General features: G+C 42.3%; 16 protein-coding genes. 5 read left to right on the forward strand and 11 right to left on the reverse strand.

The window, feature by feature from the left end; all coding sequences use genetic code 11:
- Positions 1-99 precede the first annotated feature (99 nt).
- From A3M5_RS0112750 to A3M5_RS0112760, 3 genes are read left to right on the forward strand one after another with little or no spacing between them, the layout of a single operon-like run.
- On the forward strand, positions 100-732 hold the full coding sequence (locus A3M5_RS0112750; RefSeq protein WP_018394173.1) for a GNAT family N-acetyltransferase: 633 nt from the start codon (positions 100-102) through the stop codon (positions 730-732).
- Between the two features lie 22 nt (positions 733-754).
- Positions 755-1402 (forward strand): acetoin utilization AcuB family protein, encoded by a 648-nt coding sequence (locus tag A3M5_RS0112755; RefSeq protein ID WP_018394174.1) that lies wholly within the window; start codon positions 755-757, stop codon positions 1400-1402.
- Entirely contained in the window at positions 1399-2559 is a 1161-nt protein-coding gene (locus A3M5_RS0112760) for an acetoin utilization protein AcuC (protein WP_018394175.1), read from the forward strand. The genes A3M5_RS0112755 and A3M5_RS0112760 overlap by 4 nt, the downstream gene beginning before the upstream one ends.
- 53 nt (positions 2560-2612) lie before the next feature.
- On the opposite strand, the gene ccpA is transcribed toward A3M5_RS0112760, so the two are convergent.
- The 5 genes from ccpA to A3M5_RS0112785 all read right to left on the reverse strand — a co-directional run bounded on the left by ccpA (position 2613) and on the right by A3M5_RS0112785 (position 6548).
- Positions 2613-3614: a catabolite control protein A gene (gene ccpA / locus A3M5_RS0112765; protein ID WP_018394176.1), complete on the reverse strand. Its 1002-nt coding sequence runs from the start codon at positions 3612-3614 to the stop codon at positions 2613-2615.
- A gap of 78 nt (positions 3615-3692) precedes the next feature.
- A complete protein-coding gene (locus A3M5_RS0112770) occupies positions 3693-4769 on the reverse strand; it encodes a bifunctional 3-deoxy-7-phosphoheptulonate synthase/chorismate mutase (RefSeq protein WP_018394177.1) in 1077 nt (358 codons plus the stop codon).
- A 210-nt stretch (positions 4770-4979) separates the two neighbouring features.
- Positions 4980-5300, reverse strand: a complete 321-nt coding sequence (gene ytxJ, locus A3M5_RS0112775) for a bacillithiol system redox-active protein YtxJ (RefSeq protein WP_018394178.1) — start codon at positions 5298-5300, stop codon at positions 4980-4982.
- A gap of 51 nt (positions 5301-5351) precedes the next feature.
- Positions 5352-6032 (reverse strand): YtxH domain-containing protein, encoded by a 681-nt coding sequence (locus tag A3M5_RS23800; protein ID WP_018394179.1) that lies wholly within the window; start codon positions 6030-6032, stop codon positions 5352-5354.
- A gap of 21 nt (positions 6033-6053) precedes the next feature.
- Positions 6054-6548, reverse strand: coding sequence for a DUF948 domain-containing protein (locus A3M5_RS0112785; protein WP_018394180.1), 495 nt, complete (start codon positions 6546-6548; stop codon positions 6054-6056).
- Between the two features lie 154 nt (positions 6549-6702).
- Here A3M5_RS0112785 and A3M5_RS0112790 point away from each other — a divergent pair, with 154 nt between their 5' ends.
- A complete protein-coding gene (locus A3M5_RS0112790) occupies positions 6703-7818 on the forward strand; it encodes an aminopeptidase (RefSeq protein WP_018394181.1) in 1116 nt (371 codons plus the stop codon).
- Between the two features lie 59 nt (positions 7819-7877).
- Here A3M5_RS0112790 and murC read toward each other — a convergent pair whose 3' ends face one another.
- The 4 genes from murC to A3M5_RS0112810 form a co-directional block, all read right to left on the reverse strand.
- Entirely contained in the window at positions 7878-9176 is a 1299-nt protein-coding gene (gene murC / locus A3M5_RS0112795) for a UDP-N-acetylmuramate--L-alanine ligase (protein WP_018394182.1), read from the reverse strand.
- Between the two features lie 158 nt (positions 9177-9334).
- On the reverse strand, positions 9335-11557 hold the full coding sequence (locus A3M5_RS0112800; RefSeq protein ID WP_018394183.1) for a DNA translocase FtsK: 2223 nt from the start codon (positions 11555-11557) through the stop codon (positions 9335-9337).
- Positions 11558-11711: 154 nt separating this feature from the next.
- Complete coding sequence (locus A3M5_RS0112805; RefSeq protein ID WP_018394184.1) at positions 11712-12512, reverse strand: DUF1444 domain-containing protein; 801 nt, start codon at positions 12510-12512, stop codon at positions 11712-11714.
- A 17-nt stretch (positions 12513-12529) separates the two neighbouring features.
- On the reverse strand, positions 12530-13600 hold the full coding sequence (locus tag A3M5_RS0112810) for a M42 family metallopeptidase (protein WP_018394185.1): 1071 nt from the start codon (positions 13598-13600) through the stop codon (positions 12530-12532).
- Between the two features lie 145 nt (positions 13601-13745).
- On the opposite strand from A3M5_RS0112810, the gene A3M5_RS0112815 reads away from it, so the two are divergent.
- Positions 13746-14069: a PepSY domain-containing protein gene (locus A3M5_RS0112815; RefSeq protein ID WP_018394186.1), complete on the forward strand. Its 324-nt coding sequence runs from the start codon at positions 13746-13748 to the stop codon at positions 14067-14069.
- A 243-nt stretch (positions 14070-14312) separates the two neighbouring features.
- On the opposite strand, the gene trmB is transcribed toward A3M5_RS0112815, so the two are convergent.
- On the reverse strand, positions 14313-14960 hold the full coding sequence (gene trmB, locus A3M5_RS0112820) for a tRNA (guanosine(46)-N7)-methyltransferase TrmB (protein WP_018394187.1): 648 nt from the start codon (positions 14958-14960) through the stop codon (positions 14313-14315).
- Positions 14944-15771 carry a phosphotransferase family protein gene (locus tag A3M5_RS0112825; RefSeq protein WP_018394188.1) on the reverse strand — a complete coding sequence of 276 codons (828 nt, stop codon included), beginning with the start codon at positions 15769-15771 and terminating at the stop codon, positions 14944-14946. The genes trmB and A3M5_RS0112825 overlap by 17 nt, the downstream gene beginning before the upstream one ends.
- Positions 15772-15773 lie beyond the last annotated feature (2 nt).

Here is a 15773-nt window from a genome sequence, read left to right on the forward strand (position 1 = left end):
AAGATTATGTTGATTCTTTGAATATTTATTGATAACGCTTTTTTTTATAAATAATGAAGTATAATGTTAAATGCAGATCATTGTAAAGGTGGTGATTTAATGGAACATAGTAGAACGTATTATTCAACAGAAGTGGAGACACCGGCTGGAATGCTATTTATTGAAGGGCCTGTCACGCCAGAATCACTTTCCCAATATGATTTTCATGAAGGACTTGTCGCATTTCGTCAACCCGAACAACAACACAAAGCACTCGTTGAAATTGCAGAACTTCCCGAGGGACGAATTATTATTACACGAAGCGGGAATACCATTGTCGGGTATGTGACATTTTTATACCCAGACCCGCTTGAACGCTGGGCTGAAGCGAAATTGGATAGTTTGATCGAACTTGGGGCGATTGAAGTAGCTCCTGAATTTCGCGGTGCACGTGTCGGCCAAAACATGCTTAGAGTAGCCATGATGGATGATCAAATGGAAGATTACATTGTCATCACAACCGAATATTACTGGCACTGGGACCTGAAGGGTACCGGTTTGAATGTGTGGGAATACAGAAAAATAATGGAAAAAATGATGGGCGCCGGCGGCCTTATTTGGTATGCAACCGATGATCCTGAAATCAGCTCCCACCCTGCTAACTGCTTAATGGTGAGAATCGGTGCGCGTGTTAATCAAGACTCGATTCAAAAGTTTGATCAAATAAGGTTCATGAATCGGTTTATGTATTAATTGAATGAGGGAGGGATGACAGATGGTTGTAGAGGAAATTATGCAAATAAACGTACATACGCTTTCACCGGATGATACGATCGCGACAGCTCTTCAGCTTTGCCGTGATCATAAAATTCGCCATATCCCCATTACGAATGAAGAAGGTGCACTTGTCGGGCTTGTGACCGACCGTGATATTAAAGATGCAACGCCTTCGATTTTGCAAAAAGAAACGGGCAAAGACGAATTAAATAAACCGCTCCGTTTAATTATGAAGAAAAATGTCATTACCGGCCACCCACTCGATTTTGTAGAAGATGCTGCTACGACGCTTTATGAACATAACATCAGCTGCATACCAGTCGTTCAAAATGGTGACGTGGTTGGCATTTTAACCGAAACTGACGTATTGCACACATTTGTTGAGCTAACGGGCGTTAATCTGCCCGGCTCACGCGTTGAAGTAAAAGTGCCGAATAAAGCCGGTATGCTGTTTGAAATTTTGCAAGTACTTAATCAACGGCGTGCGAATATTCACAGTGTTCTCATTTATCCGGATCGAAATGATGAAAACTATAAGGTCATTGCATTTCGTGTCCGGACGATGAATCCAGTCGGGGTGATCGACGATTTGAAAAAAGCAGGACATCATGTTCTCTGGCCAAATATGCCTGGAGTTTGTTTATGAAACATGATGCCGTCTTCGTACATTCTGATCAATTACTAAGCTATCGATTTTCAGAAAATCACCCTTTCAATCAGTTTCGGCTTACGTTGACGATTGATTTGCTTCGTAAAATGGGTGCACTAAATGACACCGATATCGTTGAACCTCACAACGCAACGGATGACGAATTAGCGCTTATCCACGATCGTGAGTACGTGGACGCAGTCAAAAAAGCAAGTCGAGGTGAATTATCTGAATCAGACGGTGAAAGTTATGGACTTGGTACAGAAGATACGCCGATGTTTGAAGGAATGCACGAAGCAAGCTCTCTCCTTGTCGGCGGTACATTAACCGCAGTGGATCAAGTCATGCAGGATAAGGCAAATCACGCCGTTCATTTAGGCGGTGGACTTCATCACGGCTTCCGCGGCAAAGCTTCAGGCTTTTGTATTTATAACGATAGCTCAGTGGCCATTAAATACTTGCAGGATAAATACAAAGTGCGCGTACTGTATGTTGATACAGATGCACATCACGGTGACGGCGTTCAATGGTCTTTTTACGATGATCCCGATGTATGTACATATTCTATTCATGAAACAGGCCGCTACCTTTTTCCTGGCACAGGGAACGTAAATGAACGTGGCCATGGGCAAGGATATGGATATTCATTTAATGTACCTCTTGATGCGTTTACAGAGGATGAATCATGGCTCGATTCGTACGAAACAACCCTTAGTGAAGTGACACACTTTTTTAAGCCTGATGTTATCTTAACGCAAAATGGTGCCGATTCTCATTATTATGATCCACTCACTCATTTATCAGCATCGATGAATATTTATAAACGTATTCCGGAACTGGCGCACAAATTAGCACATGAATATTGCGATGGTCGCTGGATAGCAGTCGGTGGCGGCGGTTATGATATATGGCGGGTCGTTCCTCGTGCATGGTCACTTCTCTGGTTGGAAATGAGCGGTCAGTCTCATTTGATAAATCGCTTTCCTGAGGACTGGGCCAAACAGTGGCAACCAAAAGCACCTTATACTCTTCCTGTTAGTTGGACGGATCCGGACAATATGTATCCCGTTATTCCAAGAAAAGAAGAGATTAACGAGAAAAATCGTCTAACAGTGGAAAAGCTATTGTATCCGCTGCGCGATCATAAAAAATAAAGACAGCGCAGCCCGGGTTATACCCGGGACTGCGCCTCATCATCCTCTTTCCCTCATTCAGCTTTCGTTGAACCCCGTTTTTCAATACGGTGCGGTAAGACAACAACCGGATTATCGACTTCTTCCTTGTTCATTAATTTCGTCAATAGGCGCATCGCTACAGCCCCAATATCATACAATGGCTGCACAACCGCTGTTAGCTGCGGACGTACCATAAGCGATAGTTTTGTTGAATCAAAACTGATCACTTCCAAATCGTTCGGTATATTTAATCCATCATCCTGTGCCCCATGGACGACACCAAGCGCCATTTCATCGTTATAGACAAGAACAGCTGTCGGACGATCGTTCACATCATTAAGCTTCTGCCACGCCTCCATACCGGAATCATACGTGTAGTCTCCTTCTATAATAAGCTCTTCTGCATAAATTCCTGCTCCTTTAAGAACTTCTTTATACGAAGCAAGCGCATATGCTGTATTGATCACATCATGAAACGGGCTAGCCACATATGCAATACGTTTATGTCCCTTATCTATTAAAAGCTGAACAGCTTCACGCGCTGCTTCTTTATAGTCGATATTAACAGATGGTGCCTTGCCTGTCTGTTCTACTGATCCAGCCAGTACAATCGGTACGGGAGAACGATCGAATTCTTTCACATGCTCATCATTAATGTGATTTCCCATGAAAATAAGGCCGTCTACTTGTTTGCCAAGCATCGTTTGAATAAGACGCATTTCTTTCTCTTCATTTTGATCCGAGTTGCTTAAAATAATATTGTACTTATACATTGTCGCAATGTCTTCAATTCCGCGCGCAAGTTCTGCATAAAAAATATTTGAGATATCTGGAATAATCAGCCCGACTGTCGTTGTTTTTTTACTCGCAAGTCCCCGCGCAACTGCATTTGGACGATAGCCAAGACGTTCAATAACTTCATTGACCTTCTTTCTCGTTGCAGGTTTTACATTTGGATTTCCGTTTACTACGCGCGATACGGTTGCCATCGATACACTTGCTTCACGTGCTACATCATAAATGGTAATATTCATGTGGCTTTCACTCCTTCTTGTCTCTTTCTTTCTATATTAACGAAAAAAGACTCCTGTGCAAACACAGGAGTCTAAATTTTACGCTTTTACTGGCATGGATTTAAGAATTTCAGTGTAAAATTCATCAAATTGTTGTAAATTCATTTGTTGAGCCGCATCTGAAAGTGCTACGGCTGGGTCTGGATGAACTTCTGCCATGATGCCATCTGCACCAATCGCAAGTCCTGCTTTCGCTGCCGGAAGAAGAAGATCACGGCGTCCTGTTGAATGCGTTACATCAACAAAGACTGGAAGATGTGTTTCTTGCTTCAAGATCGGCACAGCTGTAATGTCGAGTGTATTACGTGTTGCACGCTCGTACGTACGGATACCGCGCTCACAAAGAATAACTTGATCATTGCCTTGTGCTAAAATATATTCTGCTGCATTAATGAACTCATCAATTGTTGCAGCAAGACCACGTTTCAAAAGAATCGGCTTTTTAACAGAACCTGCTGCTTTTAAAAGCTCAAAGTTTTGCATGTTACGCGCGCCGATTTGAATGACGTCAATGTATTCGCATGCCATTTCAACATCAGCCGGACTAACGATTTCACTGATAACCGCAAGATCGAATTCATCGGCTACACGTTTCAAGATTTTCAATCCTTCAAGACCAAGACCCTGGAAGTCGTATGGTGATGTACGTGGTTTGAAAGCCCCACCGCGCATCATTTTCAAGCCTTTGCCTTTAATCGCTTTTGCCACTTCAGCAACTTGTTCGTATGACTCTACTGAACATGGACCGAATACGAACGTCGGTGTGCCATTGCCCACCTGATGACCGCGAACAGTAACGATCGTATCGCTCTGTTTCTTTTTACGAGAAACGAGAAGTGCTTTTCGATGATCATCTTCTTGCAATTCAAGACTCGCTTTGAAAATTTCTTTAAAAATATGTTCAACCGTTGAACGTTCAAACGGTCCGTCATTTTTTTCTAAAAGAGTGTTAAGCATTGAACGCTCGCGGACTGGATCATAACGATTCACGCTCTGTTTTTCTTTAATGCGGCCGATGTCTTGTACAAGCTCAGCACGCTCATTAATTAGCTTTAAAATTTGGACATTCATCTCGTCCACTTTTCCTCTTAGTTGGTCCAGTTCTTGATTGCTCACATTTATCATCCTTCCGCAAGTAGAAATTCAAATTATTCTCGCATTTGACTGCAAAAAATACCGTTTAAAAGCCGATGCGAGTTATTATCGTTATTATAAATCATCCATTTCGAAATGTCACGGAAAACTTGCTTTATTAATTAAACGCTTTTAAGCACTAAAGTGTTTTCGTTTAAAAAAATCCAGACAAACTGCGTCTGGATAACGTTTTTAATAAATCGACGCTAATTTATTTTTCGTGATTTTCCAGTGAGATTCGGTCCATTCCGGCTTGCCATCTTTAAAATAGATGACTTGTGGCGACTCGTGGCGAATGTTTGCTGTTTCTGCAATGTGATTAGATAGTTCACGCGAATCCTGTACAGTCAGGTAATATCCTATTTGGTCGGTTTCTTCTGCACTTAAAAATGCTTCATACTCATCAAATGCCGCTGCGCTTACTGGGCATGTCATGCTATGTTTGAAGAAAAAAAAGCCTTTTTTTTCTTCAAGCAGCTGTTCAAATTGAACAATCCCATCAATCTTTTCCATAGTAAAAACTCCTTTAGTCAAAAAGAAACCGGGATCAGCCCGGCTCTTTCATTACTTATTATATGTTTTTTTGTTCATGTTATTATTCGTATTACTGCTGAAACCATCGTTTTTCTTCTCATTGATGCCTTTATCAGCCGGGTTTGCTGGAGCTTCAGAGGCCGGCTTAGAAGAATTGCCTGTGACAGATGGTGAATTAGTTGATTCTTCCACTTTATCAAATGCTTTTTTCGCTTCATCCAGTTTTGTTTTTGCCGTGTCAGCTGTTGTGTCCACTTTGTCCGTCACTGCGTCTAACACATTTTCAACAACAGATTTTGCTTCTTCTTTTTTTCCTTCTGCTGTTTCCGAATTTGTTGAGCTTCCGCTTGGTTTGAGCGATTTTACTTTATCAACGATCGCTGTAGACTGCTCCTGAACTGTTTTTGTTAAAGTAGATGTTTTGTCTTTAGCTGTATCTGTCAAGGAGCTTGCGCGTTCCTTTAATGAACCTGCCTGCACGTTCAAATCATCACGCAGTTCACGTCCTGATTTCGGTGCGACCATGAGTGCCGTCGTCGCGCCAATGAACGCACCACACAATGCACCGATGATAAAATCTTTTGTGTTAATTGAATCATTATAATTATAGCGGTCTGTATTCAAATCTAAATTTTCATATTGTGTTTGCTGTGGTGCGGTTGCATCGTTCTTTTTAATATTGAATTGATCATATGTGTTATTATTTCTCATAAATAAATCGCTCCTCTTGTTTTATAGATTATTTTGATACTGATTTGTGTTTGTACTGACAGGAAGTATTTCGTTACTACTGGCAGGCGAAGCCTGTTTCGCATGTCCTTTCTCTTCTTTAAACTTGTCCACCATTTGTTTTACAACGTTTCCCCACTGAACAGCCTGCGAAATTTTGTACTGATTTTTCTCGACTTGTGAAGCAACTGTTGTCGTTACTTTTCTCAGAGATTGGTTCAAATTATGAACTGATGAACCAACATCTTTCACTGCATAAACCACTGTGTTCAGCTGCTCCGTTTTGTGTTGGACATCTTCAGCTAATACATTTGTTTTATGTAGCAGTTCCGCTGTTTCCGCTGTTACATCTTTCAATTGTCCTTCTAGACGGTCTACTGTCCTGGAAAGCGTGTCGAGCGTGTTATCGACTGATTTTAATGTTTTGGACAAATTGATGACCAAAATAAGAAACGCAATTGCCGCAACGGCTGCGCTTAAGTAAAGAATGATTTCCACTCCGTGACACCTCCTGCATGTTATATTTAATAAAATTACCCTGTTTCGCTAAATCTAAACACTAATATAATTCTTTAAAACACTCTTTTTTCCTTCTTTTGCACAAAAATAGCGATCGTCGTACAATGAAATGGATGAAAAGGAGGCGTTTTTTATGAAAGATGCAAGAATTCAAACATTGGCAGCCAATTTAATCAACTACTCGTGCGAGATTCAGCCGGGTGAAAAAGTGTTAATTGAAAATTTTGGTCTTCAGCGTGAGCTTATAACGGCACTTGTTGAAGAAACGTACAAAGCAGGCGGATGGCCGTTTGTTCTATTGAAAGATCACCGTGTCGATCGTTCACTTTTAATGGGAGCGATCGACAAACAGTTTGATTTAATGGCGGATTTTGAAGCAAATGTGATGAAAGAAATGGATGCATACATCGGGCTGCGTGCTGGCGATAATATTAATGAACACGCAGATGTTCCAGCAGAAAAAATAAAAATTCAAGGGAATACGGTTGGCAAAAAAGTACATCGTGATATTCGTGTGCCGAAAACGAAATGGGTCGTTTTAAGGTATCCTACAACATCAATGGCGCAGCTGGCCAAAATGAGCACAGATGCATTCGAAGATTTTTATTTTGACGTGTGCAATCTTGATTATCGGAAAATGGCGGCCGCGATGGACCCGCTCGTCGAGTTAATGAACCGGACGGATCAAGTTCATTTGAAAGGACCGGGAACCGATTTAACGTTTTCCATTAAAGATATTCCCGCGATTAAGTGTGCCGGCCGTTTAAACATTCCAGATGGCGAAGTGTATACGGCACCAGTTCGCGATTCCGTGAATGGCGTTATTTCATACAACACACCGTCTCCTTATAACGGCTTTACATTTGAAAATGTGAAGTTACGGTTTGAAAACGGAAAAATTATTGACGCCCATGCAAATGATGTAAAACGAATTAATACGATTTTTGATACGGACGAGGGAGCTCGTTTTGTTGGTGAATTTGCGATTGGCGTCAATCCACACATACTACATCCGATGCAGGATATTTTATTTGATGAAAAAATCGCCGGCAGCTTCCATTTTACACCGGGTGAATGTTATGAAGAAGCATACAACGGCAATCACTCAAATATTCACTGGGACATGGTGAACATTCAGCGTCCAGAATACGGTGGCGGTGAAATCTGGTTTGACGATGTTTTGATCAGAAAAGACGGATTGTTCGTTTTACCTGAGCTAGATGGCTTGAATCCAGACAACTTGAAGTAAATATTTGAAGCTGGCAGTGAAAAACGCCCTTCGCCAAAACCGGCGAGGGCGTTTTTCTTTTATACACTATGTTGTTCGTACGCAGCCTGGAACTTTTGAATATCACCGGCGCCCATGAAGATGAGAATGCTCGTTTCATGCTTTTCAAGCACTTCTGTGCCATCTTCTTTGATCAACCTTGCTCCCGGAATTTTCTTCTGCAAATCTTCAATCGTCAGCTTGCCATGATTTTCACGGGCTGAGCCGAAAATATCGCATAAATAAACCGCATCTGCTTTATTTAAAGCATCCGCGAATTCATCAAGAAATGTTTGTGTCCGTGAGAATGTATGCGGCTGGAAGACGGCAACAATTTCACGGTTTGGGTATTTTTGACGAGCCGCATTAATTGTTGCCCGAATTTCGGTTGGATGATGTGCATAGTCATCAATCAACACTTGAGCGTCGATTTTCTTTTCAGTAAAACGCCGTTTCACACCTGAGAATGTTAGAAGACGTTCTTTTACGATATTTGTATCAATTTCTTCATAATGACAGAGACCAATGACGGAGAGCGCATTTAAAATATTATGGTCGCCATACCCTTGAATTCGGAAATTTGCATAGTATTCGTTGCGTACAAAGACATCAAATGTTGTACCATTTTCGTCAAACGCAGCGTTACGGGCCTGAAAATCATTTTCTTCACCAAAACCGTAAAATACAACCGGTACGTTCGCTTGAATACCTTGTAAATATTCGTCATCACCACATGCAAAAATCGCTTTTTTCACCTGCTTCGCCATTTCCTGGAAAGCGGAAAATACGTCATCAACATCAGCAAAATAATCCGGGTGATCAAAGTCAATATTCGTCATAACCGTATAATCCGGTGCATATGATAAAAAGTGGCGGCGATATTCACACGCTTCAAATGCAAAATACTGTGCATCTTTTACCCCGCATCCTGTTCCATCTCCAATTAAGTATGATGTCGGTGCTGCACCGCTAATGACATGTGCCATTAAACCAGTCGTTGATGTTTTGCCATGTGATCCGGTAATTGCTACACTCGTAAAATTTTGAATGAAGTCTCCTAAGAACTTGTGATAGCGAATAAGCGGCACCCCGATCTCCTCTGCACGCTTAATTTCCTTGTGCTCATCACTGAACGCATTGCCGGCAATCACTGTCATACCTTCTTGAATATTATCTGCGTTAAATGGCATAATTAAAATGCCTGCATCTTCAAGTGCTTTTTGTGTAAAAAACGTTTTTTCGATATCTGAACCCTGTACCGCGTATCCTTTATCGTGAAGAATATGCGCAAGGGCGCTCATTCCCGAGCCTTTTATTCCAACAAAATGATAGGTTGTCATCATTAAACCTCCAACATTCTCTAGCCTGCTACATACAGTATATGTATCATCGTTTATTTTGAAACGAATGGCAGTCAAATCATTGCATTTGTACATTATAGCACTTTTTTCAAAACGTGACTATGCCACTTGAAAACCGATGCTAAGGCACCGGTTTCTTAGTTTGTCTCCTTAAAAAAAGCAAAAAGTTCTTCTTCAGATACGAGCACTTCGCGCGGACGTCCGGCACGCTGACCTGAGATGAGTCCTTGTTCTTCCATCATTTCAATCAAGTTGGCTGCACGGTTATATCCAACTTTTAACTTTCGCTGCAGCATCGATGTCGATGCCCCCCCCTGCCGGACAACAAATTCACAAGCTTCTCGGAACAATTCATCCTCTTCATCTTGTACGACTGCTTTTTGTAGAAGTTCTTCTTGTTTAAATAAATAATCTGGTTTTTGCTGTTCTTTGACGAATCGGACAACTTCATCAATTTCTTCATTTGTAACAAATGTTCCTTGCAAACGAACTGCTTCACTGGCCCCGTTGTCTAAAAATAGCATATCGCCTTTGCCAAGCAGCTTTTCTGCCCCTACTTTATCTAATATTGTACGAGAATCAATTTGCGATGATACAGAGAAAGCGATTCGCGTCGGAATATTTGCTTTAATAAGACCGGTAATAACATCAACCGACGGACGCTGAGTGGCGACGATTAAATGAATACCGCATGCACGCGCTTTTTGAGCAATTCGACAAATGGCTTCTTCCACTTCCGATGGTGCCATCATCATTAAATCAGCGAGTTCATCGATAACAATTACGAGATACGGCAAATGCGGTTCATTAAATTCCGACTTCTCTACTTTCACATTATAGGAAGTGATGTCGCGTACACCGGCATGAACAAACAGCTGATAGCGACGCTCCATTTCTTCAACGGCCCACTTCAATGCCGCCGTAGCCGCTTTAACGTCGGTAATGACGGGGCTAGCCAAATGTGGGATACCATTGTAAGGCGTCAACTCGACCATTTTCGGATCAATGAGAAGCAGCTTTAATTCGTGCGGCGCTGCTTTATACAAAAGACTGACTAATATCGAGTTAATACACACACTTTTTCCTGAACCCGTTGCACCGGCGATAAGACCATGTGGCATTTTTTGCAGGTCCAATACGACGGGTTCCCCTGCAATATCAAGGCCGAGTGCGGACGCAAGCGGAGATTTAGCTAACTGAAATTTACTATGACTGATAATTTCACTAATAAAAACGGAGCGGCTTTTGTCGTTTGGCAGTTCAATGCCGACCACTTCAGTACCCGAAATCGGTGATTCAATCCGGAGTGTTCTCGCCGCCAGACTGCGCTTTATATCGTCTGTTAAGCTGGAGATTTTACTCACTTTTACACCGATTGACGGTGTGACTTCGAATCGGGTAATTGCTGGTCCAGTCGTGACACCCGTTACTTTAGCATCAATATTGAAACTTTTAAACGTTTCATTTAATCGCTTTGTTTTTTCCGAAACCCATTCATCATCGATTGGCTTTTTCGATGGCGGTGTCAAAATAGACAGCGGTGGACGGTCAATGGCTGCTTCGATAACGACTTGTGCTGCCTTTTTCACAACTGTTTCCGGGACGGGTTTTACAGCCGAGACTGGTTTCATTGCTGATTCCGCTATTTTTTCACGATCCTTTTTCAGCATGATAACATTAAACGGAGAGTGTCGTCTTTCACGCGATCGTTCCCGACGGTCAGCTGACGGCAGTTTTCCCTCTTCGTTATCAACGGGCGCTCGTTTACTCACTATTTCCAGCGGCTTTTCTTCCTGCTTCATTTTCACCGGAGCCGGCTTTTCCAGTTCGGGCGGACGGTTTGCGGTTTCTTTCGTAAATAAAAGAAGCGGCTTCTCATGCTCCTCCTGTTCTTCACCGCGAACGATTCGTACATCTTCTTCGGTAGGACGCGTGCGGAATCCATAAATCGGCGATGGAATTTCAGTTGGCCTAAATGGCCTCGGTGTAATACGCGCTGCTGGTGCAGACGTCGATTGTTCATAACGCTTTACAGACTCTTCTACTTCGGCTTTAATATCATGATCACGTTGTCTTTTACGTGGCAGTGCCTGTTCACCGCCGCGCTTTACAGTCGGATAGCGATAAGCGACACGCGTTGAAATTTGCTGAGCAGATGGTGCCGCATTGATCAACGGTACATACCGCTCCCTTTTTGATTTTGCTTCTGGCTCTAGCAAACGCTGCTTGGTTACATCATTTTTCATTTCCTGTTCATCGCGTTTTATTTCTTTACTCTTCAGTTGTTCAGTTTCTTCTTCTTCTTCAATTATGTAAATTTCTTCTCTAAAATAAGAGAGGATTTTTTTAAACATGTTCATTTTTGACCACTCTTTCCACTTGAAGTTTTCTCCATTGTAACAGCATTATGAAATTTGTTAACAGAAAAACAGCATTTTGGGAAATTGGATGGGGATAAAGTAAATCTTCATTTAGGCTTTTATCGGATAAAAAAAGACCGCCCGTAAAAAGAGATCAGTCTTTTTGCGGACGATTTTGTGCCATAATAAAAATCGGTTCAAGATGGCCATCTTCATAAATGAACGAAAGAGCCGTAATCGGAACGCGTCCTGCAGCGAAAAAGCTCATCGCCATCTGAGCGAGAATATCATAACCCGTCACATTGCGAATATCCCCGATAATAAGCACATCGCCATGAGGAACAGACACGGTCATATCTCCCTCCACCTTTTCACTCATCTCTTTTAAAAATCGATCGTTTAAAATACGGCTTGAATCGTAGCCATCATTTGAATTCAAGAAATAAAAGACGTTGCCAGCAACTGTGTCCTGCTTCATTTCTAGCGGAAGTGAGCGCAGATTGAATCGAGCAATTTCCCGAATTTGCTCCGCTGTCCATTTTTCCTTTGTCATCAGTTTTTCGTCAATAAGCCGGTACGTTGTGCCGAGATCGACGGCATAATAAATACGTGTTTCCGCTGTATGATCATCGTAAAAAAGTGGTACGCCTTCTTCTGCTTCTTTCGTAAACGAGGCCGCGCGAATAACCGGATAGATACGTTTCTCTTTCTCTTCCTTTTTTCCAGAACCGTCAAATGCATTTAATGCTTCATTTACATAATAAATCGTTTCTTCCGCTGCTTTTTCTACATTTCCTTCAAATTTAGCGAGGATACCGCCAAGCGTAACCGTTACACCTTTTTTTGTATCACTATTTTCAAAACGCATTTCTTCTTTTTCACGATCAAACACGATCCTCCGGTTGTCCCTCTTTAATTCTTCTTCCAGCTTTTTTCTCAATTTGTTTGTTTGCATATACGTAATTCCTTCTTTCAGCTATTTTTAATCGTATCAACCGTCGTCTTATCTAGTTTTGTGATAAGTTTCACGAGCAGTTCTTTCGCCGCATCATAATCATCCGTATGAATAATCGATGAATGCGTATGAATATATCGGGAACAAATGCCTATTACTACACTCGGTACGCCGTTTCCTGTCGTATGAACGCGGCCGGCATCCGTTCCACCCGGTGAGACGAAATATTGATATGGAATACTATTAGATTCGGCTGTATCAAGAACAAACTCTCTCATGCCGCTATGCGTCACCATCGTTCCGTCAAGAATGCGCAGCAATACTCCTTTGCCAAGCTGGCCAAATTCATTTTTATCGCCGGTTGTATCGTTCGCTGGACTCGCATCAAGTGCAAAAAATACATCAGGATTAATTAAGTGTGCAGCTGTTTGTGCACCGCGCAAGCCAACTTCTTCCTGTACAGTCGCACCTGAATAAAGCATGTTCGGCACAGTTTTTCCATGTAATTCTTTTAAAAGCTCAATCGCAAGCCCACATCCATATCGATTATCCCATGCTTTTGCCATGATTTTCTTCGGGTTAGCGAGTCGTGTAAAGGCGGATACAGGCAAGATAGACTGACCTGGCTTAATACCAATCGCTTCAGCGTCCGCTTTATCATCTGCACCGATATCAATTTGCATATTTTTAATTTGCATCGGTTTATTGCGCTGATCTTCTGTCAGCAAATGCGGTGGTGTCGATGAAATAACACCTTCTACTGGCCCTTTTTTCGTAAAAATGTGAACGCGCTGAGCAAGCATCGTCTGGCCCCACCAGCCGCCAAGCGTTTGAAAACGAATCATCCCGTTATCGGTAATAGCGATCACCATAAAAGCAACTTCATCCATATGACCCGCTACCATCACATGCGGCCCATTTTCATCTCCTTCTTTTACGCCGAACAGGCTGCCGAGCCCGTCTTGAATAATCGAGTCTGCATATGGCTCCATTTCTTTCTTCATAAATGCACGCACTGCATGCTCATTTCCTGGTGCACCCGGCAATTCTGTTAAAGTTTTAAACATATCTTTCGTTTCCTGTTTCATGATCGATCTCCTCCCGGCACGTCTTTTTCGTTCATTATACCGGAAATGGTCCTCAGTTTGGAATGAAGTGCCTTTTAGTTTTCCGTAATGATGAAATCCTGTATACTTTAGAAGTATACAAATGGAGAGACAGGGGGGATAAAACATGATAAAGTGTGATCGTACAGCTTTTTTGATCGGTGTGGCCGCTGGAGCAGCCGCAGCCGTTTTAATTCAAAAACAAACGTCCGAGTCGAAGAATGCACCGCCTGAGAAAGTCTTGAAACAAATTAAAGAAACATTTAAACAGCAAGGTCCGATCAACGGCTCATGGATTCAAATGAAACCGGAAGATTACACACATAATGGTTTTCAGGTTTTAGTGTATAAAGGCGGTATTTCCCGCCAAGGTAAAACTAGCAATGAACAATTTGAATTTGCAGCTGATGCAAAAACAGGTACACTTTTAAACGTACATTCCATTCATTAATATAAAAAGCTCAAACGGTCATCACCGTTTGAGCTTTTTTATCCCGCAGTAACGGACAGTAAGACCTCTACTTCAAGACTATGAAAAGAAGGCTCCACTTGGCGATCAACTGCCCGTAAAAGCCCGATTAGTTTGGACCGGCTGAGCCTGGTCACTCAAGTATTGCTGCAGGAAGCGGCGCTTTTTACCTGTGTTCCTCCTTATTCAGCGGGAATAAAGCCCCCCATTGAATGAAGTTTCACTTTATAGGCGCGGCTGAAATTTCGCTTCTGACCGGTAAATACGCTGGCCTTTTGCTGAAAATTTTTCTTCATATTCCGTCATCACATTGCCTTCAAACTCACTGTTGTGTAAGTCTAGACTGACATATGTAAGCATCATACCGTATTCTGAAAAACTCTTCAGTGAATATTCAAAAAGGCCTTGATTATCCGTTTTGAAATGCACTTCGCCGCCTTCTGGCATAAGTTCTTCATACAGGTTTAAAAATGATTTATACGTTAAACGACGCTTCGTATGGCGCGTTTTTGGCCACGGGTCGGAGAAGTTTAAGTACACTTGCTTTACTTCCCCTTTTTCAAAATAATTCAGAAGATCAGAACCATCGACATTTAATAATTTCAAATTCGGTACCTCTGCTTCCATTAATAAATCTAGTGCAGAGACAATGACACTTTCATACAGTTCAATGCCGATGTAATTAATGTCTGGATTTTGTTTCGCCATACCGGTCACAAATTGGCCTTTCCCTGTGCCAACTTCAATATGAATCGGATTATTGTTGCCGAAAATGTCATGCCAGTGTCCTTTCACATTGGACGATTCTGGAATAATGTACTGCGGATGAGCATCGATTTTCTCACGTGCCCACGGTTTATTTCTTAAACGCATCGTGCCTCGTCTCTCCATTTCCGTATAAATTCTTCTCTTCAATCATTAACCGATGCAACGCAGCAATGCTTTTGTTCATGTCGTGGAAGCGGCCTTTTTCACCATCCCATTCAATCGACAATAACAGTTGCGCGGTCGCATACCATTTCATCCGCCGAAAAAAAGACGGTGTTAATCTGATACCATACTGCGTGAGCCAGCTTGTCCATTTTTCCCGTTCAACGTAGCCAAACAGCAGGGTACCGAGGTCAATTGCCGGATCGGCAATCATCGCTCCATCCCAATCGATTAAAAACAGTTCATCCTCATCAGACAAAAGCCAGTTGTGATGATTTACATCACCATGACAGACGACAAGCTGGGATTCCGGCACTGATGGAAGCTGTGTTTCGAGGAATCGGACTGCTGCTGCCACCTCAGGGTGCGTATACATCACGTCGATTGTCGCATGAACTTCATCGAGCATCATTGATGGCCAAAAAGGCTTTTTACCAAGCCGCTTCAGCATGGACAATAGCGGGTCTGAAGAATGAATTTTTCCCATTAGTTTTGCGACACGGTCGAATTTCATTTCTTCCGGCGTAAGCTCTCGACCATTCATCCAATGCTGCGCTGAGATAACATCCCCATTTTCAAGCCGCTTCGTCCAGACGAGTTTCGGAACGACCCCTTCAGCCGAGAGCATAGCAAGAAAAGGAGATGAGTTCCGTTTTAAAAACAGCTCTTGTCCCCCCTGTCTTGCAAAAAATGCTTTTCCGGTTATGCCGCCTGCTGGTGTTATCTCCCAGTCTCCACCAAGAAAGTGTTCCACAA

The sequence above is a fragment of the Bacillus sp. 37MA genome (assembly GCF_000372765.1).
GTDB lineage: Bacteria > Bacillota > Bacilli > Bacillales > Domibacillaceae > Domibacillus > Domibacillus aminovorans.